This is a genomic window from Cryobacterium sp. MP_M3 (assembly GCF_015752155.1).
Lineage (GTDB): Bacteria > Actinomycetota > Actinomycetes > Actinomycetales > Microbacteriaceae > Cryobacterium.
Genome location: NZ_JADOVI010000006.1, coordinates 154402 through 180330, shown reverse-complemented (window position 1 = coordinate 180330; position 25929 = coordinate 154402). Strand labels below are relative to the sequence as shown.

At 69.4% G+C, this 25929-nt stretch carries 29 protein-coding genes; 28 read left to right on the top strand and 1 reads right to left on the bottom strand.

Annotated features, from left to right (window positions below; translation table 11 throughout):
• Positions 1 to 95 precede the first annotated feature (95 nt).
• The 16 genes from fliD (at position 96) to IWX89_RS09320 (ending at position 14076) form a co-directional block, all read left to right on the top strand.
• Positions 96 to 1418: a flagellar filament capping protein FliD gene (fliD, locus tag IWX89_RS09395; protein WP_196903281.1), complete on the top strand. Its 1323-nt coding sequence runs from the start codon at positions 96 to 98 to the stop codon at positions 1416 to 1418.
• Positions 1367 to 1861, top strand: coding sequence for a flagellar export chaperone FliS (gene fliS, locus IWX89_RS09390; RefSeq protein WP_307836482.1), 495 nt, complete (start codon positions 1367 to 1369; stop codon positions 1859 to 1861). The genes fliD and fliS overlap by 52 nt, the downstream gene beginning before the upstream one ends.
• Positions 1854 to 2180: a hypothetical protein gene (locus tag IWX89_RS09385; protein WP_196903280.1), complete on the top strand. Its 327-nt coding sequence runs from the start codon at positions 1854 to 1856 to the stop codon at positions 2178 to 2180. Before fliS ends, IWX89_RS09385 begins: the two co-directional genes overlap by 8 nt.
• A gap of 339 nt (positions 2181 to 2519) precedes the next feature.
• Complete coding sequence (locus IWX89_RS09380) at positions 2520 to 3833, top strand: HNH endonuclease signature motif containing protein (RefSeq protein ID WP_196903279.1); 1314 nt, start codon at positions 2520 to 2522, stop codon at positions 3831 to 3833.
• Between the two features lie 232 nt (positions 3834 to 4065).
• A complete protein-coding gene (flgB, locus tag IWX89_RS09375; protein WP_196903278.1) occupies positions 4066 to 4407 on the top strand; it encodes a flagellar basal body rod protein FlgB in 342 nt (113 codons plus the stop codon).
• Positions 4407 to 4799, top strand: a complete 393-nt coding sequence (locus IWX89_RS09370; protein ID WP_196903277.1) for a flagellar basal body rod protein FlgC — start codon at positions 4407 to 4409, stop codon at positions 4797 to 4799. The genes flgB and IWX89_RS09370 overlap by 1 nt, the downstream gene beginning before the upstream one ends.
• Positions 4799 to 5104 (top strand): flagellar hook-basal body complex protein FliE, encoded by a 306-nt coding sequence (gene fliE, locus IWX89_RS09365; RefSeq protein WP_196903276.1) that lies wholly within the window; start codon positions 4799 to 4801, stop codon positions 5102 to 5104. Before IWX89_RS09370 ends, fliE begins: the two co-directional genes overlap by 1 nt.
• Positions 5104 to 6717, top strand: coding sequence for a flagellar basal-body MS-ring/collar protein FliF (gene fliF, locus IWX89_RS09360; protein ID WP_196903275.1), 1614 nt, complete (start codon positions 5104 to 5106; stop codon positions 6715 to 6717). The genes fliE and fliF overlap by 1 nt, the downstream gene beginning before the upstream one ends.
• Complete coding sequence (gene fliG, locus IWX89_RS09355; protein WP_196903274.1) at positions 6714 to 7733, top strand: flagellar motor switch protein FliG; 1020 nt, start codon at positions 6714 to 6716, stop codon at positions 7731 to 7733. The genes fliF and fliG overlap by 4 nt, the downstream gene beginning before the upstream one ends.
• Positions 7723 to 8343, top strand: a complete 621-nt coding sequence (locus IWX89_RS09350; RefSeq protein WP_196903273.1) for a FliH/SctL family protein — start codon at positions 7723 to 7725, stop codon at positions 8341 to 8343. Before fliG ends, IWX89_RS09350 begins: the two co-directional genes overlap by 11 nt.
• A complete protein-coding gene (locus tag IWX89_RS09345; RefSeq protein ID WP_196903272.1) occupies positions 8340 to 9665 on the top strand; it encodes a FliI/YscN family ATPase in 1326 nt (441 codons plus the stop codon). The genes IWX89_RS09350 and IWX89_RS09345 overlap by 4 nt, the downstream gene beginning before the upstream one ends.
• Positions 9665 to 10099 (top strand): hypothetical protein, encoded by a 435-nt coding sequence (locus IWX89_RS09340; protein ID WP_196903271.1) that lies wholly within the window; start codon positions 9665 to 9667, stop codon positions 10097 to 10099. Before IWX89_RS09345 ends, IWX89_RS09340 begins: the two co-directional genes overlap by 1 nt.
• The gene (locus IWX89_RS09335; RefSeq protein WP_196903270.1) at positions 10096 to 10725 is read left to right on the top strand and encodes a C40 family peptidase; all 630 of its coding nucleotides are present in this window, start codon (positions 10096 to 10098) and stop codon (positions 10723 to 10725) included. Before IWX89_RS09340 ends, IWX89_RS09335 begins: the two co-directional genes overlap by 4 nt.
• On the top strand, positions 10722 to 12329 hold the full coding sequence (locus IWX89_RS09330; protein ID WP_196903269.1) for a flagellar hook-length control protein FliK: 1608 nt from the start codon (positions 10722 to 10724) through the stop codon (positions 12327 to 12329). Before IWX89_RS09335 ends, IWX89_RS09330 begins: the two co-directional genes overlap by 4 nt.
• Positions 12330 to 12346: 17 nt before the next feature.
• Positions 12347 to 12790: a flagellar hook assembly protein FlgD gene (locus tag IWX89_RS09325; protein ID WP_374220505.1), complete on the top strand. Its 444-nt coding sequence runs from the start codon at positions 12347 to 12349 to the stop codon at positions 12788 to 12790.
• A 95-nt stretch (positions 12791 to 12885) separates the two neighbouring features.
• Entirely contained in the window at positions 12886 to 14076 is a 1191-nt protein-coding gene (locus IWX89_RS09320) for a flagellar hook protein FlgE (protein WP_196903268.1), read from the top strand.
• Positions 14077 to 14225: 149 nt separating this feature from the next.
• On the opposite strand, the gene IWX89_RS09315 is transcribed toward IWX89_RS09320, so the two are convergent.
• Positions 14226 to 15407 (bottom strand): IS30 family transposase, encoded by a 1182-nt coding sequence (locus IWX89_RS09315; RefSeq protein ID WP_196903267.1) that lies wholly within the window; start codon positions 15405 to 15407, stop codon positions 14226 to 14228.
• 190 nt (positions 15408 to 15597) lie between these two features.
• Here IWX89_RS09315 and IWX89_RS09310 point away from each other — a divergent pair, with 190 nt between their 5' ends.
• The 12 genes from IWX89_RS09310 to IWX89_RS09255 all read left to right on the top strand — a co-directional run bounded on the left by IWX89_RS09310 (position 15598) and on the right by IWX89_RS09255 (position 25921).
• Positions 15598 to 15918, top strand: coding sequence for a flagellar FlbD family protein (locus IWX89_RS09310; protein WP_307836481.1), 321 nt, complete (start codon positions 15598 to 15600; stop codon positions 15916 to 15918).
• Positions 15918 to 16727 carry a motility protein A gene (locus tag IWX89_RS09305; RefSeq protein ID WP_196903266.1) on the top strand — a complete coding sequence of 270 codons (810 nt, stop codon included), beginning with the start codon at positions 15918 to 15920 and terminating at the stop codon, positions 16725 to 16727. The genes IWX89_RS09310 and IWX89_RS09305 overlap by 1 nt, the downstream gene beginning before the upstream one ends.
• A complete protein-coding gene (locus tag IWX89_RS09300; RefSeq protein WP_196903265.1) occupies positions 16724 to 17677 on the top strand; it encodes a flagellar motor protein MotB in 954 nt (317 codons plus the stop codon). The genes IWX89_RS09305 and IWX89_RS09300 overlap by 4 nt, the downstream gene beginning before the upstream one ends.
• Positions 17678 to 17786: 109 nt before the next feature.
• Positions 17787 to 18674 (top strand): flagellar motor switch protein FliM, encoded by an 888-nt coding sequence (locus tag IWX89_RS09295; protein WP_196903264.1) that lies wholly within the window; start codon positions 17787 to 17789, stop codon positions 18672 to 18674.
• Positions 18671 to 19375, top strand: a complete 705-nt coding sequence (gene fliN, locus IWX89_RS09290; RefSeq protein ID WP_196903263.1) for a flagellar motor switch protein FliN — start codon at positions 18671 to 18673, stop codon at positions 19373 to 19375. Before IWX89_RS09295 ends, fliN begins: the two co-directional genes overlap by 4 nt.
• Positions 19376 to 19897: a flagellar biosynthetic protein FliO gene (gene fliO, locus IWX89_RS09285; RefSeq protein ID WP_196903262.1), complete on the top strand. Its 522-nt coding sequence runs from the start codon at positions 19376 to 19378 to the stop codon at positions 19895 to 19897.
• Between the two features lie 53 nt (positions 19898 to 19950).
• Positions 19951 to 20742, top strand: coding sequence for a flagellar type III secretion system pore protein FliP (gene fliP / locus IWX89_RS09280; RefSeq protein WP_196903334.1), 792 nt, complete (start codon positions 19951 to 19953; stop codon positions 20740 to 20742).
• Positions 20742 to 21017 (top strand): flagellar biosynthesis protein FliQ, encoded by a 276-nt coding sequence (gene fliQ / locus IWX89_RS09275; protein ID WP_134508566.1) that lies wholly within the window; start codon positions 20742 to 20744, stop codon positions 21015 to 21017. The genes fliP and fliQ overlap by 1 nt, the downstream gene beginning before the upstream one ends.
• Positions 21017 to 21775 carry a flagellar biosynthetic protein FliR gene (locus IWX89_RS09270; RefSeq protein ID WP_196903261.1) on the top strand — a complete coding sequence of 253 codons (759 nt, stop codon included), beginning with the start codon at positions 21017 to 21019 and terminating at the stop codon, positions 21773 to 21775. The genes fliQ and IWX89_RS09270 overlap by 1 nt, the downstream gene beginning before the upstream one ends.
• Complete coding sequence (locus tag IWX89_RS09265; protein ID WP_196903260.1) at positions 21776 to 22882, top strand: flagellar biosynthesis protein FlhB; 1107 nt, start codon at positions 21776 to 21778, stop codon at positions 22880 to 22882.
• Positions 22879 to 24930 carry a flagellar biosynthesis protein FlhA gene (locus IWX89_RS09260; RefSeq protein WP_196903259.1) on the top strand — a complete coding sequence of 684 codons (2052 nt, stop codon included), beginning with the start codon at positions 22879 to 22881 and terminating at the stop codon, positions 24928 to 24930. The genes IWX89_RS09265 and IWX89_RS09260 overlap by 4 nt, the downstream gene beginning before the upstream one ends.
• Positions 24905 to 25921, top strand: coding sequence for a hypothetical protein (locus tag IWX89_RS09255; RefSeq protein WP_196903258.1), 1017 nt, complete (start codon positions 24905 to 24907; stop codon positions 25919 to 25921). Before IWX89_RS09260 ends, IWX89_RS09255 begins: the two co-directional genes overlap by 26 nt.
• Positions 25922 to 25929: the final 8 nt, after the last annotated feature.

Genomic DNA, 25929 nt, shown 5'->3' with positions numbered 1-25929 from the left:
GAGATGAACTGGACCTCATCCCTCGGCCACCACCAGCCATTCACGTTTGCACCAGTACAACGCACCACAGCATCATCCCAGCAGGAGAGGACACCATGACCAGCGGAATCGACGGCCTCGTCAGTGGGCTCGACACGACCTCTCTCATCAACAGCCTGATGAAGATCGAGGCAGGACCGCAGACCCAGCTGAAGGCGAAGGTCGCCACTTCCCAGAACTTCATCACCGCGCTCCAGGGCCTCAACGCCCAGGTTGCGTCGCTGGCCACGAGCGCCACGAGCGCCACGAAGCCGGCAGCCCTCGATCTGTACTCCGCCACCAGCAGTTCCGCCGGCGTCGTCGTCACCACTTCGACCGGTGTGCAGGCCGGCCAGCTCGACCTTGTCGTCGGCAAGCTCGCCCAGAACCAGGTCACCGTCTCCGGCGCGGTCACGGCGTGGCCCGACACAAACTTCACCATCACCGGTACCAACGGCACCGTCACGACGGTCACCGCCGCATCCACCTCGCTCGACGACGTCGTCTCGGCGGTCAACCAGGCCGGGGCCGGAGTGACGGCAACCAAGGTCGCAGTCGGCACGGCGGGTTTCCGCCTCCAGTTCACGGCGACCGCGCCGGGAGCCGCGGCGGGCTTCACCCTGTCGGGTACGACCGTGCCGATGACGGAGATCAAGGCCGCGCAGGACGCCGAGATCACCCTCTGGGCCGGCACAGCGGCCGAACAGAAGGTCACCTCGGCGACGAACACGTTCGCGGGGATCCTCCCCGGAATGTCGCTCACCGTCTCTTCCGTGTCGGCCACGCCGGTGAGCATCACCGTCGCCCAGGACGACGCGAAGATCAGCACCGTCGCGAGCGACCTCGTCGGCTCCCTCAACGCAATATTCGCGAGCATTTCCACGAAGTCCGTCGTCGTCAACAGCACCAATGCCTCGGGCGCTGCGGTCGTGTCGGCCGGCGTGTTCACGGGCGACACCGGGGTGCGCGACGTGAAGCAGAAGCTTCTGACGGCCGCATCGGCTCCGATCAACGGTCACTCCCCGTCGGAATACGGCATCAGCATCACCAAAAGCGGCACCATGGAATTCGACCCGGCGAAATTTGCCGCGGCCCTGGCCAAGGACCCCGTCACCGTCAAGGCGGCCGTTCAGGAGATCGCGACCCGCGTCGCCACCGCGGCCACGGATGCCTCAGACAAGTACTCCGGGCAGCTCACCACCAAGATCACCGGCCAGCAGACCTCGGTCCGTGACATGGGCAATCGCATCGACGCCTGGGATCTCAGTCTCGCCAGCCGACGCGCCACCCTGCAAAGCACCTACACCGCTCTGGAAACCCAGCTCAGCGCCATGAAGGCCCAGTCGACATGGCTGAGCGCACAGGTCGCCGGGCTCAGCAGTTCAACTTCGACAGGATGATGATGGCCGTAATGAGCATGATGGGCGGAACCCAGGCACGGCGGGCGCAGTTGAACCGCGAGGCTGTGCTTTCCGCGACCCCCGTTCGACTGCTGACGATGCTCTACGATCGTCTCCTGCTCGACCTGAACCGCGCGGAAGCCGCGCAGGTGGTCGAGAACTGGCAGGTCGCATCCGAGAACCTGCTGCACGCGCAGGCGATCGTCTCCGAGCTGTCCACGTCGTTGAACGTTGCGGCGTGGGAAGGCGGCGAGGGCCTGTTCGCGATCTACACCTACGTGTCGAACTCGTTGATGAGCGCGAACATCCACCGCGACGTCGACCGCACCCGCGAGAGCATCGCGCTGCTCGAGCCGCTGCGCCAGACCTGGCACGAGGCAGCAGAACTCGTTCCGGCCCAGACCATGTCCGCTCACCTCGGTGGGGAGCTCGGAATTGCCTAGGCAGTCGAGCAGCGCCGACGAGTGGCTCGAGGTGCTGAACCAGCTCGAGACGAGCCTCGGTTCCGGCGCCCGCGACGCGGTGCTCGTCGCGCCGGGGGAGAAGCCCTACCCGGGCGTGCAATGGCTCGCCCCTGAGCACCTCGGCCAGATGCCCGCCGAGTTCGAGGCACGCGCCCGGCGCCTGCTCGCCGGCCAGCTCGAACTCATCCGCGAGCTCGAGGATGCCCGGCGTTCGGCCAGCGTGCACCTCGCCGCCGTGCGCAACATCCTCTCCACCCAGCACACCGAGCACGCGGTCTACCTCGACGTAGCCGGCTGACCCGCCGGCCCATCCCGCTGGTGACGCCTCTCGGCGGTCACGCCTCTCGGTGGTCGAGCCTGTCGAGACCAGGTGTGTCCCGCGAGCCGTGCCGGTGGTCGAGCCTGTCGAGACCAGGTCCGGCCCAGCCCGCACCCGTTTCCGCAACCCGCACCCGCGGGCGCGGTAGCGTGCTGCCGTTCTCGTAGCGGCGACGGCGGCCCTCCGCGGAACACCGGATGTCGCCCCGCGGCCGCGCCCTTGTCCTCCACATTATAGGTTTGATCAGCTTATCCACAGTTGATCCGTGGTGATTTTCCACGCCCGGGAATGTCGGTGGGTGCCCGTAAAGTGACTCGCATGACAGCAGCATTCATTGCCCGGCAGGAGGCGCTCGGCATCCGTTTCGATGCCATCGCGGCGGCCGAGCGTGAGATTGCGGCCGCGTGTGCGCGGCGGGCGGCGCTGGTGGATGAGGCACGTCAGTTCAGCGAGGCCACGGCCGCGAGTCGGGCCGTGCCGGGCGGCCGGTGGTCGGCGGCGATGGTCGCGCAGCGGGAGTTCGTCAGCGAGCTGGCGGTGACCTTGCGGTTCCCGCAGCGCACCGCGGAGAACCTGATCGCGGAGAGCCGCGCCCTGGCCAATGAGTTGCCGGCGACCCGGGCCGCGCTGCAGTCTGGGGAGATCAGTTACCGGCACGCGCAGGTGCTTATCGGCCAGGCGTGGACGGTACCGCCTGCCGGCAAACCTGCGTTCGAGGCCGCACTGCTGCGCACGGCCGGGCACCTGACCGCGTCCAAGCTCAAGTACAAGGCGCGGGTGCTTCGGGAACGGTTGCACCCGGAGACGGTCCTGGCCCGGCACACGGTGTCCGTCCTCGACCGCGCGGTGATGATCGAGGCCGAAGCCGACGGAATGGCATCGCTCTGGCTCTACGACTCCGCCGAACGAGTGCAGGCTGCCTACCTCCGGCTCACGGTCGCGGCGCTCAGCCTGCAAGGCGCCGAAGAAACCCGCACTCTCAGCCAACTCCGGGCGGACGTGCTCACCGACCTGCTCCTCGACGGAGTCACCCCCGCCGGCGTGGGTGCCGGGATCCGGGCCACGGTCAACGTGACCGTGCCGGTGCTCACCTTGATGGGCCGGTCAGAGGAGCCCGGCCACCTCGAGGGGTACGGGCCGATCGATCCCGACACGGCTCGGCGACTCGCCGGCGGAGCGGCCGGGTTCACCCGGCTGCTGACCCACCCCGAGACCGGCATCGTGCTCTCCGTCGGCCGGGACCACTACAAGGTGCCGAAAGCGTTGAAGCGGTGGCTCCGACTTCGCGACGAGACCTGCCGATTCCCCGGCTGCAATAAACCGGCCGCCCACTCCGACCTCGACCATTCCCTCGATTGGCAATTCGACGGCCTCTCCGCGCACGATAACCTCGCCCACCTCTGCCCCGGCTGCCACGGCCTCAAGAGCGAAACCGGCTGGACCGTGACCCACCTGGAGAACGGGAACCTGCAATGGACCTCTCCGACCGGGCGCACCTTCACCACCGAGCCCGCCACCAACATCCACACCACACCTTCGCCCACGGATGCGTCGACACCGGCCCCGGCCGCACCCGCTGCCTCGGAACCGCCACCGAACGAGCCTCCCGAGCCAGATCCCGCCCCCTTCTGACCCGGCCGGTCGCCGCCGGGGTGCTGGAACAGGTTTCGAGGCGCCTCTCACACATCCCCCAGAATGAGGCACACCGCCCAATGAAACAGCGGGATCGGGGTATTGTCCACAATTTCTTCCTAAGAATCCCCTTACTTTGCTAACGCGGTGGTCGATAGCTAGGAACGAGCAGGGATAGCTCAACCTCAGGCCACGGATCGGCCGTCTTCATTTGACGACGAATCGGGAAACCGTGCTCGAATCCGTGACCGCCACCGCGCTCTCCAGCGCACTGGACGGACTGGCCCTGCGCCAGCGCACCATCGCGAACAACATCGCCAACGTCAACACCCCCAACTACCACGCCAAGCGCGTCGCCTTCGAGGCTGCCCTGGCCAAGTCGGTCGAAGCGGGCGACGGTCGCACGAACGCGACCACGGCGAGCTCGCTCGAGCCCACCCGGCTCGACGGCAACAACGTCAACCTCGACACCGAGACGCTCTCCAACACGGAGACGGTGCTGCGCTACCAGTTCGCGGCCCAGGCCGTCAACACCCCGTTCGCCGCCATGCGTTCCGCGATGCGGACCAGCTGATGGCCATCGACGCGATCGGCATCGCCGGCACCGGCCTCACCCTGCACCGCAAGTGGCTCGACGCGGTCGCCGACAACATCGCCAACGTCAACACGGTCACGCCCACCAGCGGCAAGGCCTTCCAGGCCCGCTACATCGTCGCCCAGGAGGGCCAGGGGGTCACCGGCGCCTACGTCTCCGGCACGGCGCTCGGCTCCGAGACCGGCATTCTGACCAATGACCCCAGCAACCCGATGGCGGATGCCGATGGCAACGTCCGTCGCCCCGACATCGACCTCGGCGAGCAGATGGGCGAGCTGATCATGGCCCAGCGCGGCTACCAGGCCAACGCCGCCGTCGTCGACCGCGCCAAGACCAGCTACGAGGCAGCACTTCAGATCGGACGTGGCTGATGGCCATCGGCGCAATCCCCATGGTGCAGTCCGTGGCCGGCACCGGCTACCTGCCCAGCGTGCAGAACAGCCAGCCCGCCGACGGCGCGGGCTTCGGCTCCGCCCTTGCCGGCGCGGTCGACAACCTGCAGGCCCTGCAGTCCAGCTCCAACACCCTCGCGGTGCAGGCGGTCACCGGCAACCTCAATGACATCCACTCCGCCACGATCGCGTCGACCAGGGCGCAGGTCTCCCTCGAACTGGTCGCCGCCGTGCGCAACAAGGGTGTCGACGCGTTCAACGAGATCATGAGGATGCAGGCCTGATGCCCCGCCCCATTACGTCGGCCTTCCAGAACATCGCCCGCAACATCCGCGAATTCACCGTCGCCCAGCGCACGGTCGCCATCATCGGGGTCGCCGTGCTCGCGCTCGGCATCGCCGCCCTCACCATGTGGGCCACCAAGCCGGCCTACACGCCCTTGTTCTCGGGCCTCAGCGGCTCCGACGCGAACACCATCGTCGACCAGCTGCGCACCGACAACGTGCCCTACGAGCTCAGCGACGGCGGCGCCACGATCATGGTGCCGCAGGAGAACGTCTACGACGAACGCCTCAAGAGCGCCGCGGCCGGCCTGCCCTCCTCGACCACCGGCGGCTACTCACTCCTCGACAAGATGGGCGTGACCGCCTCCGAGTTCCAGCAGTCGGTCACCTACAAGCGGGCGCTCGAGGGCGAACTGGCCAACACCGTGCAGGCCATGAAGGGCGTCAAAACCGCCTCCGTGCGCCTTGCGATCCCCAAGGACACCGTGTTCGCGTCGGAGAAGACCGACCCCACCGCATCCGTCTTCGTCGAAACTCAGACCGGCGTCACTCTCAACTCCGACCAGGTGCAGGCCATCGTGCACCTGACCAGCGCCTCGATCGACGGCATGAAGCCCACCGACGTGGCCGTCATCGACGCCAAGGGCGTCGTGCTCTCCGCCGTCGGCGTCGGCGCCACCGGCTCCTCCGACCAGCAGGCCGGCGACTACGAGCAGCGCGTGCGCGGCGCAGTGCAGGCCATGCTCGACAAGGTCGTCGGACCGGGCAACGCCACCGTCGTCGTCGCCGCCGACATGAGCACCCAGTCCGCCCAGCGGGTCGAAGAGTCCTTCACGACCCCCACGGGCGCGCCCGCGCTCAACGAGGCCGTCAAGACCGAGACCTACTCCGGCGCCGGTGCCAGCGGTGCCGCGGCCGGAGTGCTCGGCCCCGACAATATCGCCGTGCCGGCCGGCACCGGCAAAGACGGGTCATTCACCTCCGCCGACACCACCAAGAACAACGCCGTCAACAAGGTCACCGAGACCCGCACCATCCCGGCCGGCCAGATCAACCGCCAGACCGTCTCCGTCGCCGTGAACGCCGACACCGTCGGCAAGCTCAACGTCGCCGACGTCACGTCCCTGGTCTCCTCGGCCGCCGGCATCGACGCCAAGCGCGGCGACGCCGTCACCGTCGAGGTCGTCAGCTTCAACGCCGCCGGCGCCACGGATGCCGCCACCGCCCTGAAAGCGGCCGACGCCTCCGCCGCCGCCGATCGTTTCGCGGAGATCGTGCGCATCGGCATCATCACCGCCGGCATCGTCATCACCTTCGTGCTCGGCCTCATCCTCTATGCCCGTCGTTCGCGCCGGCAGAGCCGGGAAGCGATCGAACTCGACGAACTGCTCGAGGCCCGTCCGGTGCTCGCCGCGGCGAACGTGCCGTTCGGGATCACCGCCCAGAACAGCCCGATCATGATCGACCCGACCCCCACCGTCGCCTACGGCGTCAGCGGCGCCACCGGCGAAGCCGACCGGATGCGGGTCGAGATCGACTCCCTCGCCCAGCGCGACCCGGCCCGCACCGCCGAGTTCCTCCGCGGCCTGATGGATGACCGGCAGCCCGCATGATCGAGGTGAAGGTTCCCCTCACGGGAACGCAGAAGGTCGCCGTCGTCCTGATGAACATGGACCGCCAGCGCGCCTCCGAAGTGATGAAGCAGTTCACCGAGGCCGAGGCCGCCGACATCGCCGCCGAGATCGTGCAGCTGCGCCGGGTCGACCCCGAGGTCACCGAGACGACGGTGCTCGAGTTCCACGACATCACCGTGAAGGGCGCCCGCAACCCGCGCGGCGGCCATGCGTTCGCGGTCGGCCTGCTCGAGGCATCCTTCGGCGCTGAGAAGGCCGCCGGCGTGATGACGAGGGTGGCGTCGTCGATGGCCGGCAAGGCCTTCGAGTTCCTTGACACCGCCGAACCGCTCCAGGTGCTCACCCTGCTCGACGGCGAACTGCCGCAGACCATCGCCCTGGTGCTGGCTCACCTGCGCCCCGAACACGCCTCCGCCGTGCTCGCCGGCCTCGACGGTTCCCTGCCCGCCGAAGTCGCCCAGTGCATCGCCACCATGGGCACCGCCACCCCCGAGGCGATCAAAGTCGTCACCGACACGCTCAAGGGCCGGGTCGGCGCCATCTCCTCGTCGAGGGACACCACCGCCGTGGTCGGCGGCATCCAGCCCCTCGTCGACATCATCAACCGCGCCGACGTGGCCACCGAACGCGCCCTGCTCGAGGCACTCGACGCGAGCGACCCGATCCTGGCCGAAGAGGTGCGGTCCCGGATGCTGACCTTCGCCGACATCGTCAAGCTCGAGAGCCGCGACGTGCAGCAGGTTCTCCGCGGCATCGACGCCGCCGTGCTCGCCGTCGCGATGAAGGGCTCCACCGAGGGAGTCGTCGAGACCATCCGCACCAACCTGTCCGAGCGCAACCGCGAGATCCTCGACGACGAGGTCAAGGCCATGGCGCCCGTGCGGGTGTCGCAGGTCGAAGAGGCCCGCGCCACCATCGTTCGCGCCATCCGCGACCTGGCCGCGCAGGGCAGCATCACCGTGCAGCGAGCAGACGAGGATGACTATGTCGTCTAACTCCGGATTCTCCACCCTGTCGTTCCCCGCCCTCCGCGACGTCAACCGGGACACCACCGGCAACCAGGACGACGATCGGTCTCGCGCCCGCGGCCACGCCGCCGGCTACGCCGCCGGGCTCCGCGCCGCCGCGGAGGAGGTCGCCGCCAGGGCGGCCCGCCTCGAAGCCGAGCACGCCGCGGCCGTGAGCCACGGCCAGGCCCGGGTCGACCACGCCGTCGCCGTGCTCGGTGCCGCCGCCGCCGCCCTCGACGAGCGCACGGTCCCGGTGCTGCGCGACGCGGAGAACACCCTCGTCAGCACCGCCCTCGACCTCGCCGAAGCGATCATCGGCCACGAACTCGACGACGCCGAGAACTCAGCCCGGTTCGCCCTGGGCCGCGCCCTCGACCACTCGACCGCCGCCCAGCCGCACTCCGTGCGGATGAACCCCGATGACCTGGCCGTACTCGACCCGGCCACCCGCGCCCAGGCCGGCGTCGACTTCGCCGCGGACCCCACCCTTGCCCGCGGCGACGCGATCACCGAGTTCCCCGACGGGTTCCTCGACGCCCGCATCGGCACCGCCCTCGCCCGGGCAAAGGCCGTGCTCCTCGGCGGCGCCTCATGACCCTCACCTGGCAGCCGCACGCCGCCAAGCTCGGCTCGGCCCTGGCCGCGGCCCGGCCGCAGCGCGTCGGCGTCGTCTCCTCCATCGTCGGCCTCGGCCTCGAGGTGCGCGGCCTCAACTCCGCCATCGGCGACCTCGTCACCATCGGCGAGCACGGCGAGGTCGATGCGGAGGTCGTCGCAACGACCCGTGAGGGCATCCGCTGCATGCCGCTGGGCCGGATGACCGGCATCCGGGTCGGCGCCCCGGCCCGTTCGGACGGCGCCCCGAACTTCGTGCCGACCGGCACCGGCCTCTTCGGTCGCGTCATCGACGGCCTCGGCCGCCCGATCGACGGCAAGGGACCGCTCGTCGTCGCCGGCCGGGTCTCCCTCGACCACGACAGCCCCTCCGCCATGGCGCGCTCCCGCATCGTCACGCCGCTCCAGCTCGGCGTGCGCGTGCTCGACACCCTCACCACCGTCGGAAAGGGCCAGCGGATGGGCCTGTTCGCCGGCTCGGGCGTCGGCAAGTCGTCGCTGCTGTCCATGATCGCCCGGGGCACCGATGCCGAGGTGTCCGTCATCGCCCTGGTGGGGGAGCGCGGCCGCGAGGTGCGCGAGTTCCTCGAGGACGACCTCGGACCGGAAGGCCTCGCTCGCTCGATCGTCGTGGTGTCCACCTCCGACGAACCGGCCATGATGCGCCTGCGCGCGGCCTTCGTCGCCACCCGCATCGCCGAGTCGTTCCGCGACCAGGGCGCCGACGTCATGCTGATGATGGACTCGCTCACCCGCGTGGCCATGGCCCAGCGCGAAATCGGCCTGTCGGTCGGCGAACCGCCGGCCACCCGGGGCTACCCGCCCTCCACGTTCTCCCTCCTCGCCCGGCTGCTCGAGCGCGCCGGCACCGACGAGACCGGGTCGATCACCGGCGTGTACACGGTGCTCGTCGACGGCGACGACCACAACGAGCCGATCGCGGATGCCGCCAGGTCCATCCTCGACGGCCACGTCGTGCTCGACCGCAAGCTCGCGGTGACCGGCCATTTCCCGTCCGTCGACGCCCTCGCCTCGATCTCCCGCGTTGCCTCCCGGGTCAACAACCCGCGGCAGAACGAGGTCGCCGGCTTCCTTCGCAAGGTGCTGGCGGCTCGCCGCAGCGCCCAGGACCTGCTCGACGTGGGTGCCTACCGCACCGGCACGAACCCGCTCGTCGACGCCGCCGTGGCCCATGAGGGCGCGATCAACGCGTTCCTCCAGCAGCGGATGGACGACCAGACCTCGGCTGCCCTCGCCTGGGACCAGCTCACCACCCTCACCGGGCAGCTCGGAGGCCTCTGATGGCTCGCACCTTCGCACTCGCCGGACTCCTTCGCCTCAGGCACCTCCAGCAGGACCAGGCCGCCGGCGACCTTGCCGCCGCCAACGCCGTCGCCAAGGCCAACACCCTGCGCCGGGCTCAGGCCCGCGCCACCCTCGAGGTGCTGCCCAGCAGCGTCACCGGAGCCGACACCCTCTACGCGGTCGCCGCGGCCCGCGCCTCCACCCGCAGCATGCTCGCCGAAATGGATGCCCTCGGCCGCAACCACCAGGTTGCCGTCGGCGAGGCGCAGGCCGCTTACGACGCCACCCGTGCGGAGTCGGTGAGCCTCGAGAAGCTCGAGGGTCGGCACGGCGAGCTCGTCAGCGCCGAAGACCTGCACGCCGAACAGACCATCCTCGACGAGATCGCGTCCACCTCCTGGCACCGCAACCGCAACGGTATGTTCCGATGACGATGGTCGCGATGCTGAGCCGGGTCAGTGACATCCGCGCCACCCTGGACCAGTTGTCGACGGTGGCCGCCACGGCCAAGGCGACGAGGGCCACCGCCGCGGGCAGCGCCTCCTCCAGCACGTTCGCCGACGCACTGGCCTCCGCCTCCGGCACCGCGGCGACCGGCACTGCCGCCGCGAATCCCGGCAGCGCCACCGGCGAGGGCGTCGTGAAGGCCGCGGAGAAGTACCTCGGCGTGCCCTACGTCTTCGGCGGCGAAGACCAGAGCGGAATGGACTGTTCCGGACTCGTGCAGAAGGTCTACGCGGACATGGGCATCACGGTGCCGCGGCTCGTCTCCGGTCAGATGAAGATCGGCACCGAGGTTGCCTCGCTGGCCGAGGCCAAACCGGGCGACCTCATCGTCACCGGCGGCGGCGAACACATCCTCATCTACGCCGGCGACCACAAGGTGATCCACGCGCCCTACGAGGGCCGCACGGTCAGCAAGGTCGAGGCCTACATGGACGACTCGGAGATCACCACGATCCGCCGCGTCATCCCGGATGCCCCGGCCGCCGCGGCAGGCTCGACCGATCTGGTCAACGCCGCCTTCGCCTCCCTGCTGAAGGGCGGTTCCCGATGAACACGTCCCTGCTCCGCTCGGCCGTTCCGGCCGCGGCACCCGCGCCGTCCCGCGGCCAGGCCGGCACCCCGTCCGGTGCCGCGGCAAGAGGCGCCGGCGCGTTCGCGCAGGTCATGCAGGGCACCCTCGACGCCCGCGGCGCGGCGGCCAATAGCGGCGCCCGTCACGAGCCGGCCACGGATGCCGCCCCCGACCGGTCAGCGAATCGCACTGCGGTTCGCGCTGTGGACCGCGCTGCGAATTCTGCTTCGCCGGCCAAGCGCCCCCAGCCGGACGCCGGCAAGCTCGACGCAGGCAAACCGAGCCACCGCGGGGGAGCAGCCGCTGCAGCGACGACGCCGTCCACGATCTCGCCCGCTTCCGTTGGCAGCCCAGCTCCGGACGTCGCGCCCGTGCCGGTCGCCACCGGTACAGACACGCCCGCTGACGCGGCCGCGTCCCGTGATTCCTCGGGCGACCCGGCTCTGGCCTTCCGGGCAATCGTCCCGGCGACCGTCGTGACGGTGACGCCCACGGCCGCCGACCTTGTCCTGTCCGCCCAGTCACGCCCCGCAGGCACCACGTCGGAGGACACTGCTTCGGGCACCGGGTCGGACGATGCCGGGGGCCTCGGCGCTTCCGCCGCGATTCCCGTCGGCAATGCGGGCACGAGCGCAGCCACGGCTGCAGCCACCGCGGCTGTCGCCGCCGGAGCCGTTCCGGCCCTCCGCACCGCTGCCGTCCCGACGTCCACCGCCGCGGCAACGAAATCGGCCGAAACCACGGGAGTCGACGCTGCTGCAGGCTCGACCGCAGCAGGCAGCATCGACGCGACCGCTGCCGCGACCGCGACCGTGGCCGCGGCCGGTGCGGGAACGGCTGCGCCGGGAACGGCAGCGGGAACACCGACCGGCACCGGGCCCCTGAACGGTTCACCGGCCGCGACCGGCACTGTCACCGGGGCCACGGCTCCCGGCGCCACGGCCGCCCTTGCCGGGCTCGTTCCGGCCACCGGGGCCGCGCCCTTCGGTGCGGCCGTGGCCGTCGCCACTGCCCGCCTCCGAACCGGCACCGAAGCCGCGGCTCCGGTCGACGAGGCCGCTGCCGCCCCCGCAACCGTGGCGGTTCCGGCCGGCGCCGTCGTCACCACAGCTCCGGCAGCGGCGCCCGCCACGGCCGCCGCCGCATCGGCGCCCGCCGCGCCCACCCCGGCCGCACCGCTGGCCGCGCAGGTCGCCCGACCGCTGTTCAGCCTGGCCGGAGCCGCCAACGGCAACCACGTGCTCACGATCAGCGTCAGTCCCGACAACCTCGGACCCGTCACCGTGCGCGCCCATGTAAACGGCGACAACATCCGGGTCGAACTCTTCGCCCCGACCGACCTGGCCAGGGACGCCCTGCGCGCCATCCTGCCCGACCTGCGCCGTGACCTCTCGGGAGGCGGGCTGAACGCCCACCTCGACCTGTCCGCACACGACTCGCCCTCCGATCCCTCCGCGAACCGGCAGGACCGGCCGCAGCCCGAGGCTCGCACCGAGCGCGGCCGAGGCGCCGGCGACAGCACCCCGAACCAGTTCCGTGCCCCCGTTTTCGGAAGCACGCACACCATCGACATCCTGGCCTGAGCAGAAGAGAGACCATCGTGACCATCGACGCAGTTGCCGCCCCGGCAGCCACCGGCATGTACACCACCACGCCCACCCGGGCGCCGAAGCAGACCCTCGACTCCGAGGCGTTCATGTCGCTCCTGGTCACGCAGCTGCGCAACCAGGATCCCAGCTCGCCCATGGACACCAACCAGATGATCTCCCAGACGACTCAGCTGGCCATGATGGAGAAGCTCTCAGCCCTGTCCACCACAGCCGACGAGAACTTCTCACTGCAGATGCGCGTGGCCGCGGCCGCCCTGGTCGGCCAGGACGTCACCTACACCAAGGCCGACGGCACGAGCGCAACGGGCACGGCCTCTGCCGTCTCCTACGCCGGGAAGGTTCCGCAGGTCACCATAAATGGCACGAGCATCGCCCTCGATGCGATCTCGGGCGTGACCGCGCATCCGGCGGCGACCCCCACGGCCACCGCCTGACCTCGGCCCGCACGGCCGGGCCCCTCACACTGCACAGCTCTCCACCCCTTTTCCAGATTTCTCAGGCTCACTCCCTTTCAGAAAGGCAGCATCCCATGCTTCGCTCCCTGTACTCCGGCATCTCCGGCCTCCGCTCGCACCAGACCATGCTCGACGTCACCGGCAACAACATCGCCAACGTCAACACGACCGCGTTCAAGGCCTCGGCCACCCAGTTCCAGGACACCCTCTCGCAGCTGAGCCAGGGTGCCGGTGGCCCGCAGGCCGAAGTCGGCGGCACGAACCCGGCCCAGGTCGGCCTCGGCGTCAAGGTAGCGGGTATCTCGACCAACTTCGCCCAGGGTTCCTCGCAGGCCACCGGCAAGGCGACCGACATCATGATCTCGGGCGACGGCTTCTTCGTCACCCAGCTCGGCGGCGAAACCCTTTACAGCCGGGCGGGCGCGTTCGACTTCGACGCCCAGGGCCGACTGGTCTCCCCGGCCGGCGCGATCGTGCAGGGCTGGAACGGCGTCAACGGGGTCATCAACCAGGGCGGTGCCATCGGCAACATCACGCTGCCGCTGCAGTCGATCATCCCGGCGAACCCGACGACGAAGGCGTCCATGGGCGGAAACCTGCCGTCCGATGCCGCTACCGGTACCACGCTCCTTCGCGACGTGAAGATCTACGACGCATCCGGAGCCGCCAGCACCCTGTCGCTCACCTTCACGAGTGCCGGCGCGGGCGCCTGGAACGTGTCGGGCGTTGCCGGCGGCGCGACAGCAACCGGATCAATCTCCTTCACCGATGGCAAGCAGACTGTTCCTGCTGCTGACCTGACTGTCACGACCGCAACCGGGGCAACCGTTGCGGTCGAGATAGGCAAGCTGGAGGGCTTCGCCGGGCTCACCACCGCCACGATCAACTCTCAGAACGGCGCGGAGGCCGGGACCCTCAAGTCCTTCACCCTCGGCAAGGACGGGACCCTGGTGGGCCTGTTCAGCAACGGCGGCCAGGCATCCATCGGCCGGATCGCCCTCGCCACCTTCGCCAACCCGGGCGGCCTCGAGAAGGCCGGCTCGTCCGAGTACCGCGCCACGTTCAACTCGGGCAACGCCGCCCTCGGCGCCCCCGGCAGCGGCGGCCTCGGCTCGCTCACTGGGGGAGCGCTCGAGATGTCGAACGTCGACCTCTCCCAGGAGTTCACCAACCTGATCGTCGCCCAGCGCGGCTTCCAGGCCAACGCCCGCATTATCACCACCTCCGACGAGGTCCTGCAGGAGCTCACCAACCTCAAGCGGTAGCAGGGAATGATTGGCGGGCCGGATCGGTCCTCGTGAGAGGATCCCGATCCGGCCCGCAGTCTGCCCCCCCAAGTGTGAATCCTCGCCGAGCTGTGAGTTCTACAGGGTTTTCGGGCGGCAAAGTCAAGTGGTCGAGGCAACGCAGGGGTTTATGCCGCGAGAAGCAGCTGGTTCAGCCGGTTGGCTGGGGTCTCGAGATCGAGGGTGGGGCGAGGCCGGCGGTTGAGGGTGGCGGCGACGCGACGGAGGTCCTCGGGGGTGTGGATGGAGAGGTCGGAGCCTTTCTCGAACCAGAACCGCAGGAGACGGTTCGTGTTCTCGTTGCTGCCGCGTTGCCAGGGTGAGTGCGGGTCGCAGAAGTAGAGCGTCGTCTCGAGCGCGGTTTGGATCCGGGCGTAGTCGGCGAGCTCTGTGCCGCGATCCCAGGTGATTGAGCGCCGCAGGTGGCCGGGAAGGTCACCCATCTCGCTGATCATCGCGGCAGCGACCGTATTCGCGCTGTGATCGCCTTCCAGGTGGAGCAGAATCACGAACCGGGTCGACCGCTCCACGAGGGTGCCGATCGCGGTGCCATCACAACCGATGATGAGGTCGCCTTCCCAGTGGCCAGGGACGGCCCGGTCGGCCACCTCGGCCGGCCGGTCACTGATCTTGAACGCGTCCTTGTAGGGGCTGTTCTTGCGGCGGTCCGCGCCGTTCGAAACTCGCTTCTTCCGCTTCAGACTGAGCTTCTCGGCCAGGTCCGCCCGCAAGTTTCCGCGGGTTTGGACATATAGCGCCTGGTAGATCGTCTCGTGGCTCACCTGCATAGTCTGATCCTCAGGGCAGTAGCGCGCCAACATCTTCGAGATCAGTTTCGGGCTCCACCCGTCATCCATCCAGACCGCGATCAGCCCGCACAGCACCTCATTCTCGACCAGCTTCAACGGCTTCGGCCAATGCCGGGCCTGATGCGCTTTCGTATGCGCGACCGACGCGTAATACACCCCGTCCGAGCTCGTGTTCCGGTTCACTTCGCGCCAGACGACGGACTTGTTCCGGCCGATCGCCTCGCCGATCTCGGCATAGCTGAGCCCGCTGCGCCGACCCATCTGAATCATGCCTCGATCCGCCAAGCTCAACGCCCGACCCGGCCCCTCCGCAGAAGGAGCCGGATCGGACAGGCCACCCTCGTGGCCCATATATACTCTCATCTGACCAGACTGGGACCACCAACTCGTCCCAGTCGCTCCAGCCGCTCCAACACGCCGGGCGGCGCGATCAACAGACATCCCCCCACACACCAGATCCAGGAACTCAGTACGGGTATTCGGGGGAAACAACTTGACCATGAAACGCTCCTTGAATCAGAGCGTTGCTACGACCGTATGACTTTGCCGGCCGGAAATGGTGCTCAAGTCACCGTTCGGCGAGGGGCACCGCTCCGTGCGCGGGCAGACGGCCCCGGCCGGCAACTAACGGCCCGGGCAGGGCGACCGACAGTGGTTCACGACGGTTACTTGAATCGTCCGGAGACCATGGATGGGCCCGATGATTGTTGTGACGCGGCTGAACGACAGCCAGTTTGCGATCAACCCTGATTTGATCGAGCGGATCCACGCCAGCCCCGACACGACCCTGGTCATGGTCGACGGCGCGAAATTCATCGTCACGGAGGGCCTCGATGAGGTCATCGAGAAAATCGCCCGCTTCCGGGCGCACGTGATCTCCCTGGCCTATCTGACCTCGGATGCCGACTACAGCAGCGGCGCCAGACCGCTCGAAATCGTCAGCGGTCCGCACGCGATTGAAGACCCCCCCGCGCCGGGGGCCGTGCAGCCCCAGCGCCCGCGGAGGCTTTGATGGATCCCGCAACCTTGATCGGAATCGCCCTCGCCTTCGGCTCGCTTTTCGCGATGATCACCATCGAGGGGGGCCACGTCTCCTCGATCCTGCTTCCGGCCCCGATGGTGCTCGTCTTCGGTGCGACCATCGCCGTCGGCATCGCCGGCGGAACGATCCGGGACGCGATCTCCGCGTTCAAGGCCGTGCCCGGCGCGTTCGTCGGCAAGACCACCCCGCCGCAGCAGGTCATCGATCAGATCGTGGGTCTCGCCGAGAAGGCCCGCAGCGCCGGCCTGCTCGCCCTGGAGCAGGAGGCCGACAACGTCGACGACCCGTTCCTGCGCGGCGCGCTGCAGAACATCGCCGACGGCACCGACGGTGACGAATTGCGCATCCTGCTCGAAGACGAACTGGCCACTCGGACCAAGGCCAGCCGCAACGCCTCCAAGTTCTTCACCAGCCTCGGCGGCTACGCACCCACCGTCGGCATCATCGGAACGGTGATCTCGCTCACCCACGTGCTGGAGAAGCTCGACACACCCTCCACCCTGGGCCCCCTGATCGCCGCTGCGTTCGTCGCCACCCTCTGGGGTCTCCTCTCCGCGAACTTCCTCTGGCTCCCGATCGGCAACCGCCTCAAGCGCCTCTCCGACATCGAGGTGGAGCGGATGACATTGCTCCTCGAAGGCGCCCTCGCCGTGCAGGCCGGAAGCCAGCCTCGCCTCCTCGGCGAACGGCTGCGGGCCATGGTGCCGGCGGAATCCTCGAAGTCGACGAAGGCGGGCAAGGCAGACAAGGCGGCCAAGTCCCTGCCGAAGGCGGCATGAGCGGGCACGGCCGGGGACGCGGCCGCAGCCGGGGCCTCGAAGAGGAGCACGTCGAGCACGTCGACGAGCGCTGGATGGCGTCCTACATGGACATGGTCACCGTGCTGATGTGCATGTTCATCGTGCTGTTCGCCATGTCATCGGTTGACCAGTCCAAGTTCGTGCAACTGAAGAACTCCCTCGCGACCGGGTTCGGCGCCACCGACGTCGGCAAGGTCGACACCGCCAAGGGCGTCGTCGTCACCAAGGACAAGGTCAAGCAGGGCGAGGCGACCGGCTTCACCAACCTGGACCTCGCCGTCGCAGAGGTGAAGAACCTCAGTTCGGCGCAGAAGGCGATTCAGGATGCCGTGGACGCCAAGGGGATCGGCAGCATGGTGCAGTTCGTGATCGACTCGCGCGGCCTGACCGTCGGCCTGGTCGGTTCGGAGGCCTATTTCGCGCCCAACCTCGCCGACCTCAGCCCCCAGGCCCTCCAGGTGCTCGACACGATCGCGCCGATCCTCGCCTCGCAGCCCAACGAGGTGAAGATCGAGGGTCACGCCGACCGGCACGGCATCACGGTCAACTACCCGACCGACTGGGAGCTGTCCTCCGCCCGCGCGACCGCGGTGCTGCGCCGGCTGGTCGAGTTCGGCGGGATCGCCCAGGAACGCATCTCGTCCGTCGGCTACGGTTCAGCGAGGTCCGTGGCGACCGGCTCAGACCTTGCCGCGATGGCCCAGAACCGCCGGGTCGACGTGGTGATGCTCTCCAGCCAGCCGGAGGCCGTCCGGGCGCTCATCCCGTCGGTGCTCGACGGCACGGCGGTCATCCCCGCCCCGGCGGCCTCGGCCGAGCCCCCGGCGGCACCGGCGGCATCCGCAGATTCGACGACCACGACCACCAGGACGCCGACGTCCACCACGACCACCACGACGGGGAAGACCACCACCAAGACGGGGCACTGATCACGCAAGCCGGCGGGGAGGACCCCGCAACACAAGTTTCGCGTCGGTACTGCTAACGCGCGCAGTCCGTCGACCGATAGTCCTTGTCGTGACGGTCCAGGAACAAGCAGTGATTGGTGTGCCCGCTTCGGCGGCGCGCACGGTCGAGGTGTACGACTTTCGTCGCCCGACGACGCTCGCCCGCGAGCACTCGCGCGTGCTGGAGCTCGCCTTCGAAACCTTCGCCCGCCAGTGGGGCACCCAGCTCACCGCCAAGGTGCGGGTGCTGTCGCAGGTCACCTGCGAACACGTCATCATGCGCACCTACGACGAATACGCGTCGTCCCTGCCGGCGACGACGGCGATGGTGCTCTGCCCGGTGACCGGGTTCAGCGCCAAGGCCGTCATCCAGTTCCCCGCGGCGGCCGCGCTGTCCTGGGTGAGCCACATGCTCGGCGGCTCGGGCAGCACTTTCGCCCCGGAGCGCGTCTTCACCCAGATCGAGCAGGCCCTCGTGCGCCGGCTGATGGACGACGCCCTCGAGGACCTGCGCTACTGCCTCGGCGCCCTGCTCGTGGCGCCGATCGTCGTCGGCGGCATCCAGTACAACTCGCAGTTCGCCCAGGCCGCGGCCACCGGCGACCTGATGATCGTCGCCACCTTCTCCATGCGGGTCGGCGAATCGACCGCCACCGCGACCCTCGCCCTGCCGGCAGACACGCTCCTGCCCCAGCTCGGCGAAGCCAACCCGACCAACAACGCCGCGAACCCCGAGGACCTCCTGCACGCGCAGCTGGCCTGGGTGCCGGTTGACGTGTCCCTGCAGCTCACCCCGATCCGGGTGCTGCCGAGCGTCATCCTGGGCCTCGCCGTCGGAGACGTCCTCGCCATTCCCCATTCCAAGCACCGCCCGCTCGACGTCGTCGTCGACGGCCAGCCGCTCGCACGCGCCGCCGTCGGTTCCAACGGCTCCCGCCTGGCCTGCATCGTCATCGACACCGAGGAGACCTTCGCATGACCCCCACCTCCACCGCCCTGCCCGCCGCCGCCGTCGACGCCCTGATCGGGCTCCTGCCGACCCCGACGTCGCTGCAGGCCTTGCCGTGCTCCGGCGCGACCCTGGCCGGCCGGCTGGGCGCCGCCGTCGTCGCCTCCTTCGTCGGGGCGACCTCGGCGGACATCGCCATCGTGCTGGCCGACCCGGCGTCGCTCGACGCCGCGGCCGGAGCGGAATCCGCCCTGGTCTCCAGCCAGGACGTGTTGCGCCCGGCGCTCGAGGGTGCCTCGGGCGTCTTCGGGGTCGGCGTGCTGGGGGAGACCAGGGTCGAGGACGCGACCGCCCTGTTCGCGGATGCCGAAACCGTCGTCTACGAACTCAGCGGCGGCGGCGCCGTCACCGGCTGGTTCGCGATCCGCCTGCGCGACAACGGAACCATCGGCTCCACCGGCCGCGGGACTGGCTCGGTGGTCGGCAAGCTCGGCCGAATCAACAGCGTCGAAATGGCCCTCACCGTCGAAATCGGGCGCACCCGGATGTCCGTGCGCGACGTGCTCGCCCTCGAACCCGGCGCAGTCATCGAGCTCGACCGCTCGGCCGGGGCCCCCGCGGACATCCTGCTGAACGGCCGGCTGATCGCGCACGGCGAGATCGTCGTCGTCGACCAGGACTACGCCGTGCGCATCACCCAGATCCTCGACGTGGCCGAGAGCCTGACCTAGGTGGACACCCTCCTCGTCGCTCTCCGGGTTGCCCTCTCCCTGGCCGCCGTGCTCGGGTTGCTCTGGGCGCTCCAGCGACGCCTGACCCGCGGCTCCCGGGCGACGCGCAGCCAGAACCTCGTCACCGTGGTCGGCCGCCAGGGCCTCGGCCAGAAGGCATCCGTCGTCGTCGTCGACATCGACGGCCGCCGGTTCGTGCTCGGCGTGACCGAGCAGAACGTCAACGTGCTGCACGACTGCGACGCCCCGCCTGCCGACGCCGATGCCGCGGCCGGCGACTCGGTCTTCGCTCGGTCGCTCGACGCAGCGGCCACCGGTGCCGTCGTGAACGCGGTAACCGACCCCGACCCCGAATCCGAGCTGGCCCCGCCGCTCATCCTGCGCCCGCGCCACGGTGTGGCCGCCCGGTCCGCCCAGACCCGCACCGGCCAGGCCAGGCCGAACCAAAGCCGCCTGGGCGGCTCCATCCTCTCGCCGGCGACGTGGCAGCAGACCGCAGCCGCCCTCCGGCAGGGACGGTGAACCCCGCAGCCCTCCGGGCAGACCGGCGGTGGCGCATCGCCAGGGCATTCGTGATGGCGGCACTGCTCGTCGTGATCGTGGCGGCGATCGTGCTCGTCATCGCCCCGGCCGGGCACGCCGCCCCGGTCGACCCCACCCCGCCGACCGACCCGGCCGCCCCGGCCACGCCGGCCGGCGGCGGACTGAACGTGTCGATCAACGGGCCGGACGGTTCACCGTCCTCGGCGATCGTCACCCTGATCGGCATCACGCTGCTGTCGGTCGCACCGGCGCTGCTGCTGATGATGACCTCGTTCACCAAGATCTTCGTGGTGCTGGCGATGACCCGCAACGCCCTCGCGCTGCCGTCCATCCCGCCGAACCAGGTGCTCGCGGGCCTGGCCCTGTTCCTGTCGCTGTTTATCATGGCGCCGATCCTGACCGACATCAACGAGCACGCCCTGCAGCCCTACCTGAACGGCACGCTGTCTTTCGATGACGCGGTAAGCATCGGTTCCGGACCGTTGCGCACGTTCATGCTCGCGCACACCCGGGAGGAAGACCTCGCCCTGATGACGAGGGCCGCCGACCAGGCCAACCCGGCGAACGCCGACGCGGTGAACCTGCTCACGCTGATCCCCGCCTTCATGATCTCCGAACTTCGCGCCGCGTTCATCATCGGCTTCGTCATCTTCGTGCCGTTCCTCGTGATCGACCTCGTCGTCTCCGCCGCCCTGATGTCGATGGGCATGATGATGCTCCCGCCGGTGATGATCTCCCTGCCGTTCAAGATCCTGCTTTTCGTGCTCGTCGACGGGTGGGGTCTGATCATCACCACCCTGATCAGCAGTTACCGGGGTGGCTGATGGACACCAACGCCGTTCTCGACATCGGGCTCCAGGGCATCCTCGTGGCCGGCATGCTGTCGGCCCCGATCCTGATCACCGCCCTCGTCGTGGGTTTCGCGATCTCCCTGCTGCAATCGATCACCCAGATCCAGGAAGTGACGCTCTCCTTCGTGCCCAAGGCCATCGCCGTGGCCGTGGCCCTGATCGTCTCCGGCCACTGGATGATCTCCGAGATCGTCTCGTTCACGCACATGCTCTTCGACAAGATCCCCTCCCTCATCGGCGGAGGCTGATGAACATCACCCTGGACTTCGCGTGGATCGAAGCGGTCATGCTCGCCGGGGTGCGCATGGTCGCCTTCCTCGTCGTGGCGCCGCCGTTCTCCTACAATGCGATCCCGCTGCGGATCAAGGGGATGCTGGCCCTCGGCCTGGCCCTGGCCGTGTCGCCGAAGGTGACCCCCGGCTACGTCTCGCCCGACACGGCCGGTTTCATCGGCGCCCTGATCCTGGAGATCCTGGTCGGCGGGGTGCTCGGCTTCCTGGTCCTCGTCGTCTTCTCCGCCATCCAGTCCGCCGGCAACCTGATCGACATGTTCGGCGGGTTCCAGCTGGCCCAGGGCTTCGACCCGCAGGCGATGGTCAACGGCGCCATGTTCACCAGGCTCTACCAGATGACCGCGCTGGCGCTCCTGTTCGCCTCCGGTGGCTACCAGCTGATCATCGGCGGACTCGCCCGCACCTTCGCCGCGCTCCCGATCGGCGGCGGCATGAACCTCGCCGTGCCGATGCAGGCCGTGACCACCGCGGTCGGCCAGATGCTGCTCGCCTCGGTGCAGATCGCCGGACCCCTGATCGTCGTGCTCTTCCTCGCCGACGCCGGCCTCGGCCTGCTCACCCGCGTGGCGCCCGCCCTCAACGCGTTCGCGCTCGGCTTCCCGCTCAAGATCCTGATCACCCTGTCGCTGGGCGCCGCCGGTTTCGTCGCGCTCCCGCGCATCGTCTCCTCGCTGACCGGCGACGCCGTCGGCACGATGATGGGGGTGAACTAGATGTCGGACTCCGGCGAAAAGACCGAGCAGGCGACCGACAAACGGATGCGCGAGGTGCGCTCCAAGGGCCAGCTCTCCAAGTCCCAGGACCTCACCGCGTGGCTCGGCATCGGCGCCGCCGCCATCATGACCCCCGTCACCATCTCCCTCGGCGCCCAGGCCGGAACCAGCCAGATGATCAGCATCCGCTCGCTCGTCGCCCGGCCGGACCCCGAATTGGCCGTGCAGATGCTCGGCGAATCGCTCGGCTCGATGGCCGGCGTGCTCACCCCGATGCTCGCAGCCGTGTTCGTCACCGTGCTGGTCGGCGCGGTCGCCCAGGGTGGTGTGCACTTCAAGAAGGTCGCCGGAAAGTACGAGCAGTTCAACCTGGTCACCGGGTTCGCCCGCACCTTCGGCGGCCAGGCGGTCTGGCAGGGCGTCAAGGCGCTGCTGAAGACCGTCGCCGTCGGGCTGGTGCTCACGATGGTGATCCAGGGCCTGATGCCCATCCTGATGACCGCGGGCGGCCTGCCCGTGATGGCGCTGATCGGCGCGGCCGGCGGGGGCGCAGCCTCCCTGGTGCAGTCCGCGGTGATCGCGGGCCTCGTGCTCGCCGCCGCCGACGTGTTCGTCGTGATCCGCCGCAACCGCAAGCGCACCCGGATGACGAAGAAGGAGGTCAAGGACGAGAACAAGAGCTCGGAAGGTGACCCCCAGGTCAAGTCCCAGCGCCGGTCCCGGCAGCTGGCCATGAGCCGCAACCGGATGATCGCCTCCGTCGCCACCTCGGATGTCGTGCTGATCAACCCCACCCACTTCGCCGTCGCCCTGAAGTACGAGCCGGGCAAGTCAGCACCGCGCGTCGTGGCGAAGGGCGCCGGAGTGATCGCCGCCCGCATCCGCGAGCAGGCCGAGACCGACCACGTCCCCATCGTGCGCGACATCCCGCTCGCCCGCGCCCTGCACGCCGAGTGCGAGATCGGCCAGGAAATCCCGGTCGAGCTCTACAACGCCGTCGCCCGGGTGCTGGCCTTCGTGATGGCCCTGAAGACCCGTGGCTCCGGCGCCGGGTCCGGCGTGCACACCGTAACCGAACCTGCCCTGACGGCCGGAGGCCACCGATGAACCGCAACCTCGCCAAACTCGCCGTGCCGATCGGCGTCGTCGGCATCATCCTCCTGCTCGTCGTGCCGGTGCCGGCGGTGCTCCTCGACTTCCTCATCATCATCAACATCCTGCTCGGCCTGGTCACGCTGCTGACCACCATGTTCGTGAAGAAGCCGCTCGACTTCTCGGTCTTCCCCTCGCTGCTGCTGGTGGCCACCCTGTTCCGGCTCGGCCTGAACGTGGCCTCCACCCGTCTCGTGCTCGGCGACGGTTACGCCGGCCAGGTCATCGCGTCCTTCGGCCAGGTCGCCGTCGGCGGGTCGATCATCATCGGCGCGGTGATCTTCCTGATCCTCGTCGTGATCCAGTTCGTGGTGGTCACCAAGGGCGCCGAGCGCGTCGCCGAGGTGGGGGCCCGGTTCACCCTCGACGCCATGCCGGGCAAGCAGATGGCGATCGACGCAGACCTGAACGCCGGCCTGATCACCGACACCCAGGCCAGGGAGCGCCGCGCCGAGGTCTCCGCCGAGGCCGACTTCTACGGCGCCATGGACGGCGCCTCGAAGTTCGTCAAGGGTGACGCGATCGCCGGCATCATCATCATCATCATCAACCTGGTCGGCGGCATCGCGATCGGCATGATCCAGCGCGGCCTCGAAATCGGCGAGGCGATGAGCACTTACTCGCTCCTGACCATCGGCGACGGCCTCGTCACCCAGATCCCTGCCCTGCTGATGGCCGTGTCCACCGGCATGATCGTGACCCGCTCCAACGCGGAGTCCGACATCGGCTCCACCGCGTCCGCCCAGCTCACCCAGTCCCGCAACGCCCTGATGATCGCCGGGGCCGCCGCCCTGCTGATGGCGCTCATCCCCGGCATGCCGATCATCCCGTTCGTGGTGATCGGGGTGGCCCTGATCCTCTTCTCCCGGCGGATCAAGGCCGGCGAAGAGCGCGACCAGGCCGGAAAGGATGCCGCGGTCGCCGCCGAGAGCCTCGCCCCGCGGTCGGACACCGCCGAAGACCTGATCGAGACGATGCGGGTGCACGCGCTCGAGATCCTCCTCGCGCCCGACCTCGTCGACCTCGTCTCCGGAGCCCAGGACGACCTCCTCGCCCGGGTGCGATCCCTGCGCCGCAAGATCGCGATGGACCTCGGCGTCGTCGTGCCGCCCGTGCGCACCAGGGACAGCGTCGACCTGCCCTCGGCGACCTACGTCATCCGCATCGCCGGTGTCGAGGCCGGCCGTGGCACGGCGCCCGCCGGCAAGGTCCTCGCCCTCGGCGATGCCCTCGACCTGCTGCCCGGCACTGCCACGGTCGAACCGGTCTTCGGGCTGGCCGGCAAGTGGGTGCCGAGCGAGATGCGGCACAGCGCGGAGATGACCGGCGCCACCGTGATCGACCGGGTTTCCGTGCTCGTCACCCACCTCTCCTCGATCATCACCGGCAACGCGGCCCGGCTCCTCACCCGGGAGGACGTGCGCGTGCTGACCGACGGGGTCAAGCAGGTCAACCCGTCGGCCGTCGACGACCTGATCCCCGGCCTGCTCTCCCTCGCCGAGGTGCAGCGCGTGCTGCAGGGGCTGCTGGTGGAGCTGATTCCGATCAATGACCTGCCCCGCATCTATGAATCCCTCTCGCTGCGGGCCAAGGTCTCCGCCGACCCGGAGGGCCTCGTCGAGGCCGCCCGCCAGGCGCTCGGCCCGGCCCTCACCGCCCAGTACCTCGACGACGGACTGCTCCGCGTGATCATGATCGAGCCGGGGCTCGAACAGTCCATGCTCGAGGGGATGCGTCCCTCCGAGCAGGGCACCCAGATCATGCTCGACGCTGCCCGGATCGACGCCATCCTCGGTTCGCTCAAGGAGGCGCTGGCGAACGTCGAGGCGAGCGGGCTGACCGCGGTGCTGGTCTGCGCGCCCGCGCTGCGACCGGCCATTCGCCGTCTCGTCTCCGCGCACGCCGGTGGGCTGCCGGTGCTCTCCTACCAGGAGGTGACGTCCGCGAACGTCGCCATCGAGACGGTGGGAGTGGTTCGTGGAACCGAATCGATTTCTGCTTGAGGGTGCCACGCTCGAGGAGCTGAAGGCGCGCATCCTCTCCGAGCACGGGGCGGATGCGCGTATCGTCGCCGCCGAACGCGTCACCGTCGGCGGCATCCGGGGCTTCTTCGCCAAGCGGCACTTCGAGGTCACCGTCGAGGTGCCCGAGCGTCGGCGACGCGGGGCCCATTCCCGACTCGACCTGCAGGCCAGGCTCGGCATCGCCGCCCTCCTCGACGACGCCGACGCGGCCGAGGCCCGGCTCCAGGCCGACCTGCAGCCGACGCTGTCGACCGACTCCGCCGACTTCGCCTACCTGATGGACGAGCTCACCTTCCAGGCCGAGCCGGAACCCGCCCCGATCGTGCTCACCTCGACGCGCGTGCGCGACGCGGACACCGGGCCGATGCCCGTGCAGTCGGCGATGCCGCCTTTCGTGCCGTCGGCCCCGAAACCGGCGCCGGCGACCCAGGTGCCGCGGCCCCTCTCCGGGCACGGCGACCTGGTCGTTCTGGTCGGGCTCCCGGATGCCGCGCTCCAGGTGGCGCGATCGATGGCGCTCACCGGGGCCGGCGAGGTACTCGTCGCCGGGGCGGCCCGTTCCGGTGATGCCGAACGCGCCGACGACCGCCGCACCGCGCTCTCGGCCAGGGCCAGGGGAGTCGAACGCGGCCAGACCGGTTTCGTGGCCTTCGGCCTGGGCGGCAACCTGGCCGACTCGATGGCGCTGGTCGCGGCCCTGGCCGACACGCTGGCGCCGATCGGCGCCGACCAGGTCTGGCTGGTGGTGGAGGCCGGCCGCAAACCGTCGGACACCGGTCGCTGGGCGGCCGCGCTGGCCGCCATCACGCAGATCGACGCGGTCGCCGTCGTCGGGGCAGCAACGACCGGCACGCCGGGCACGGTCGACGAGCTGGGCCTGCCGATCGGCTGGGTGGACGGAGCCCCGGCGACGGCCACGACGCTGGCGGCGGTGCCGAGCCTCCCGGGCCTTGCAGACGGGTCGCGCTAGGCTGGGCT

What these genes read in the sequence shown, in the direction of transcription:
- fliF (WP_196903275.1), top strand. Translation starts at nt 5,104, where the DNA reads ATGCCCCGCCCCATTACGTCGGCCTTCCAGAACATCGCCCGCAACATC.
- IWX89_RS09300 (WP_196903265.1), top strand. Translation starts at nt 16,724, where the DNA reads ATGAGCGGGCACGGCCGGGGACGCGGCCGCAGCCGGGGCCTCGAAGAG.
- fliQ (WP_134508566.1), top strand. Translation starts at nt 20,742, where the DNA reads ATGGACACCAACGCCGTTCTCGACATCGGGCTCCAGGGCATCCTCGTG.
- IWX89_RS09260 (WP_196903259.1), top strand. Translation starts at nt 22,879, where the DNA reads ATGAACCGCAACCTCGCCAAACTCGCCGTGCCGATCGGCGTCGTCGGC.
- fliG (WP_196903274.1), top strand. Translation starts at nt 6,714, where the DNA reads ATGATCGAGGTGAAGGTTCCCCTCACGGGAACGCAGAAGGTCGCCGTC.
- IWX89_RS09315 (WP_196903267.1), bottom strand. Translation starts at nt 15,407, where the DNA reads ATGGTCAAGTTGTTTCCCCCGAATACCCGTACTGAGTTCCTGGATCTG.
- fliD (WP_196903281.1), top strand. Translation starts at nt 96, where the DNA reads ATGACCAGCGGAATCGACGGCCTCGTCAGTGGGCTCGACACGACCTCT.
- fliS (WP_307836482.1), top strand. Translation starts at nt 1,367, where the DNA reads ATGGCTGAGCGCACAGGTCGCCGGGCTCAGCAGTTCAACTTCGACAGG.
- IWX89_RS09380 (WP_196903279.1), top strand. Translation starts at nt 2,520, where the DNA reads ATGACAGCAGCATTCATTGCCCGGCAGGAGGCGCTCGGCATCCGTTTC.
- IWX89_RS09340 (WP_196903271.1), top strand. Translation starts at nt 9,665, where the DNA reads ATGGCTCGCACCTTCGCACTCGCCGGACTCCTTCGCCTCAGGCACCTC.
- IWX89_RS09335 (WP_196903270.1), top strand. Translation starts at nt 10,096, where the DNA reads ATGACGATGGTCGCGATGCTGAGCCGGGTCAGTGACATCCGCGCCACC.
- IWX89_RS09305 (WP_196903266.1), top strand. Translation starts at nt 15,918, where the DNA reads ATGGATCCCGCAACCTTGATCGGAATCGCCCTCGCCTTCGGCTCGCTT.
- IWX89_RS09345 (WP_196903272.1), top strand. Translation starts at nt 8,340, where the DNA reads ATGACCCTCACCTGGCAGCCGCACGCCGCCAAGCTCGGCTCGGCCCTG.
- IWX89_RS09265 (WP_196903260.1), top strand. Translation starts at nt 21,776, where the DNA reads ATGTCGGACTCCGGCGAAAAGACCGAGCAGGCGACCGACAAACGGATG.
- IWX89_RS09330 (WP_196903269.1), top strand. Translation starts at nt 10,722, where the DNA reads ATGAACACGTCCCTGCTCCGCTCGGCCGTTCCGGCCGCGGCACCCGCG.
- IWX89_RS09370 (WP_196903277.1), top strand. Translation starts at nt 4,407, where the DNA reads ATGGCCATCGACGCGATCGGCATCGCCGGCACCGGCCTCACCCTGCAC.
- IWX89_RS09350 (WP_196903273.1), top strand. Translation starts at nt 7,723, where the DNA reads ATGTCGTCTAACTCCGGATTCTCCACCCTGTCGTTCCCCGCCCTCCGC.
- fliP (WP_196903334.1), top strand. Translation starts at nt 19,951, where the DNA reads ATGGCGGCACTGCTCGTCGTGATCGTGGCGGCGATCGTGCTCGTCATC.
- IWX89_RS09320 (WP_196903268.1), top strand. Translation starts at nt 12,886, where the DNA reads ATGCTTCGCTCCCTGTACTCCGGCATCTCCGGCCTCCGCTCGCACCAG.
- fliE (WP_196903276.1), top strand. Translation starts at nt 4,799, where the DNA reads ATGGCCATCGGCGCAATCCCCATGGTGCAGTCCGTGGCCGGCACCGGC.
- IWX89_RS09310 (WP_307836481.1), top strand. Translation starts at nt 15,598, where the DNA reads ATGGGCCCGATGATTGTTGTGACGCGGCTGAACGACAGCCAGTTTGCG.
- fliN (WP_196903263.1), top strand. Translation starts at nt 18,671, where the DNA reads ATGACCCCCACCTCCACCGCCCTGCCCGCCGCCGCCGTCGACGCCCTG.
- IWX89_RS09270 (WP_196903261.1), top strand. Translation starts at nt 21,017, where the DNA reads ATGAACATCACCCTGGACTTCGCGTGGATCGAAGCGGTCATGCTCGCC.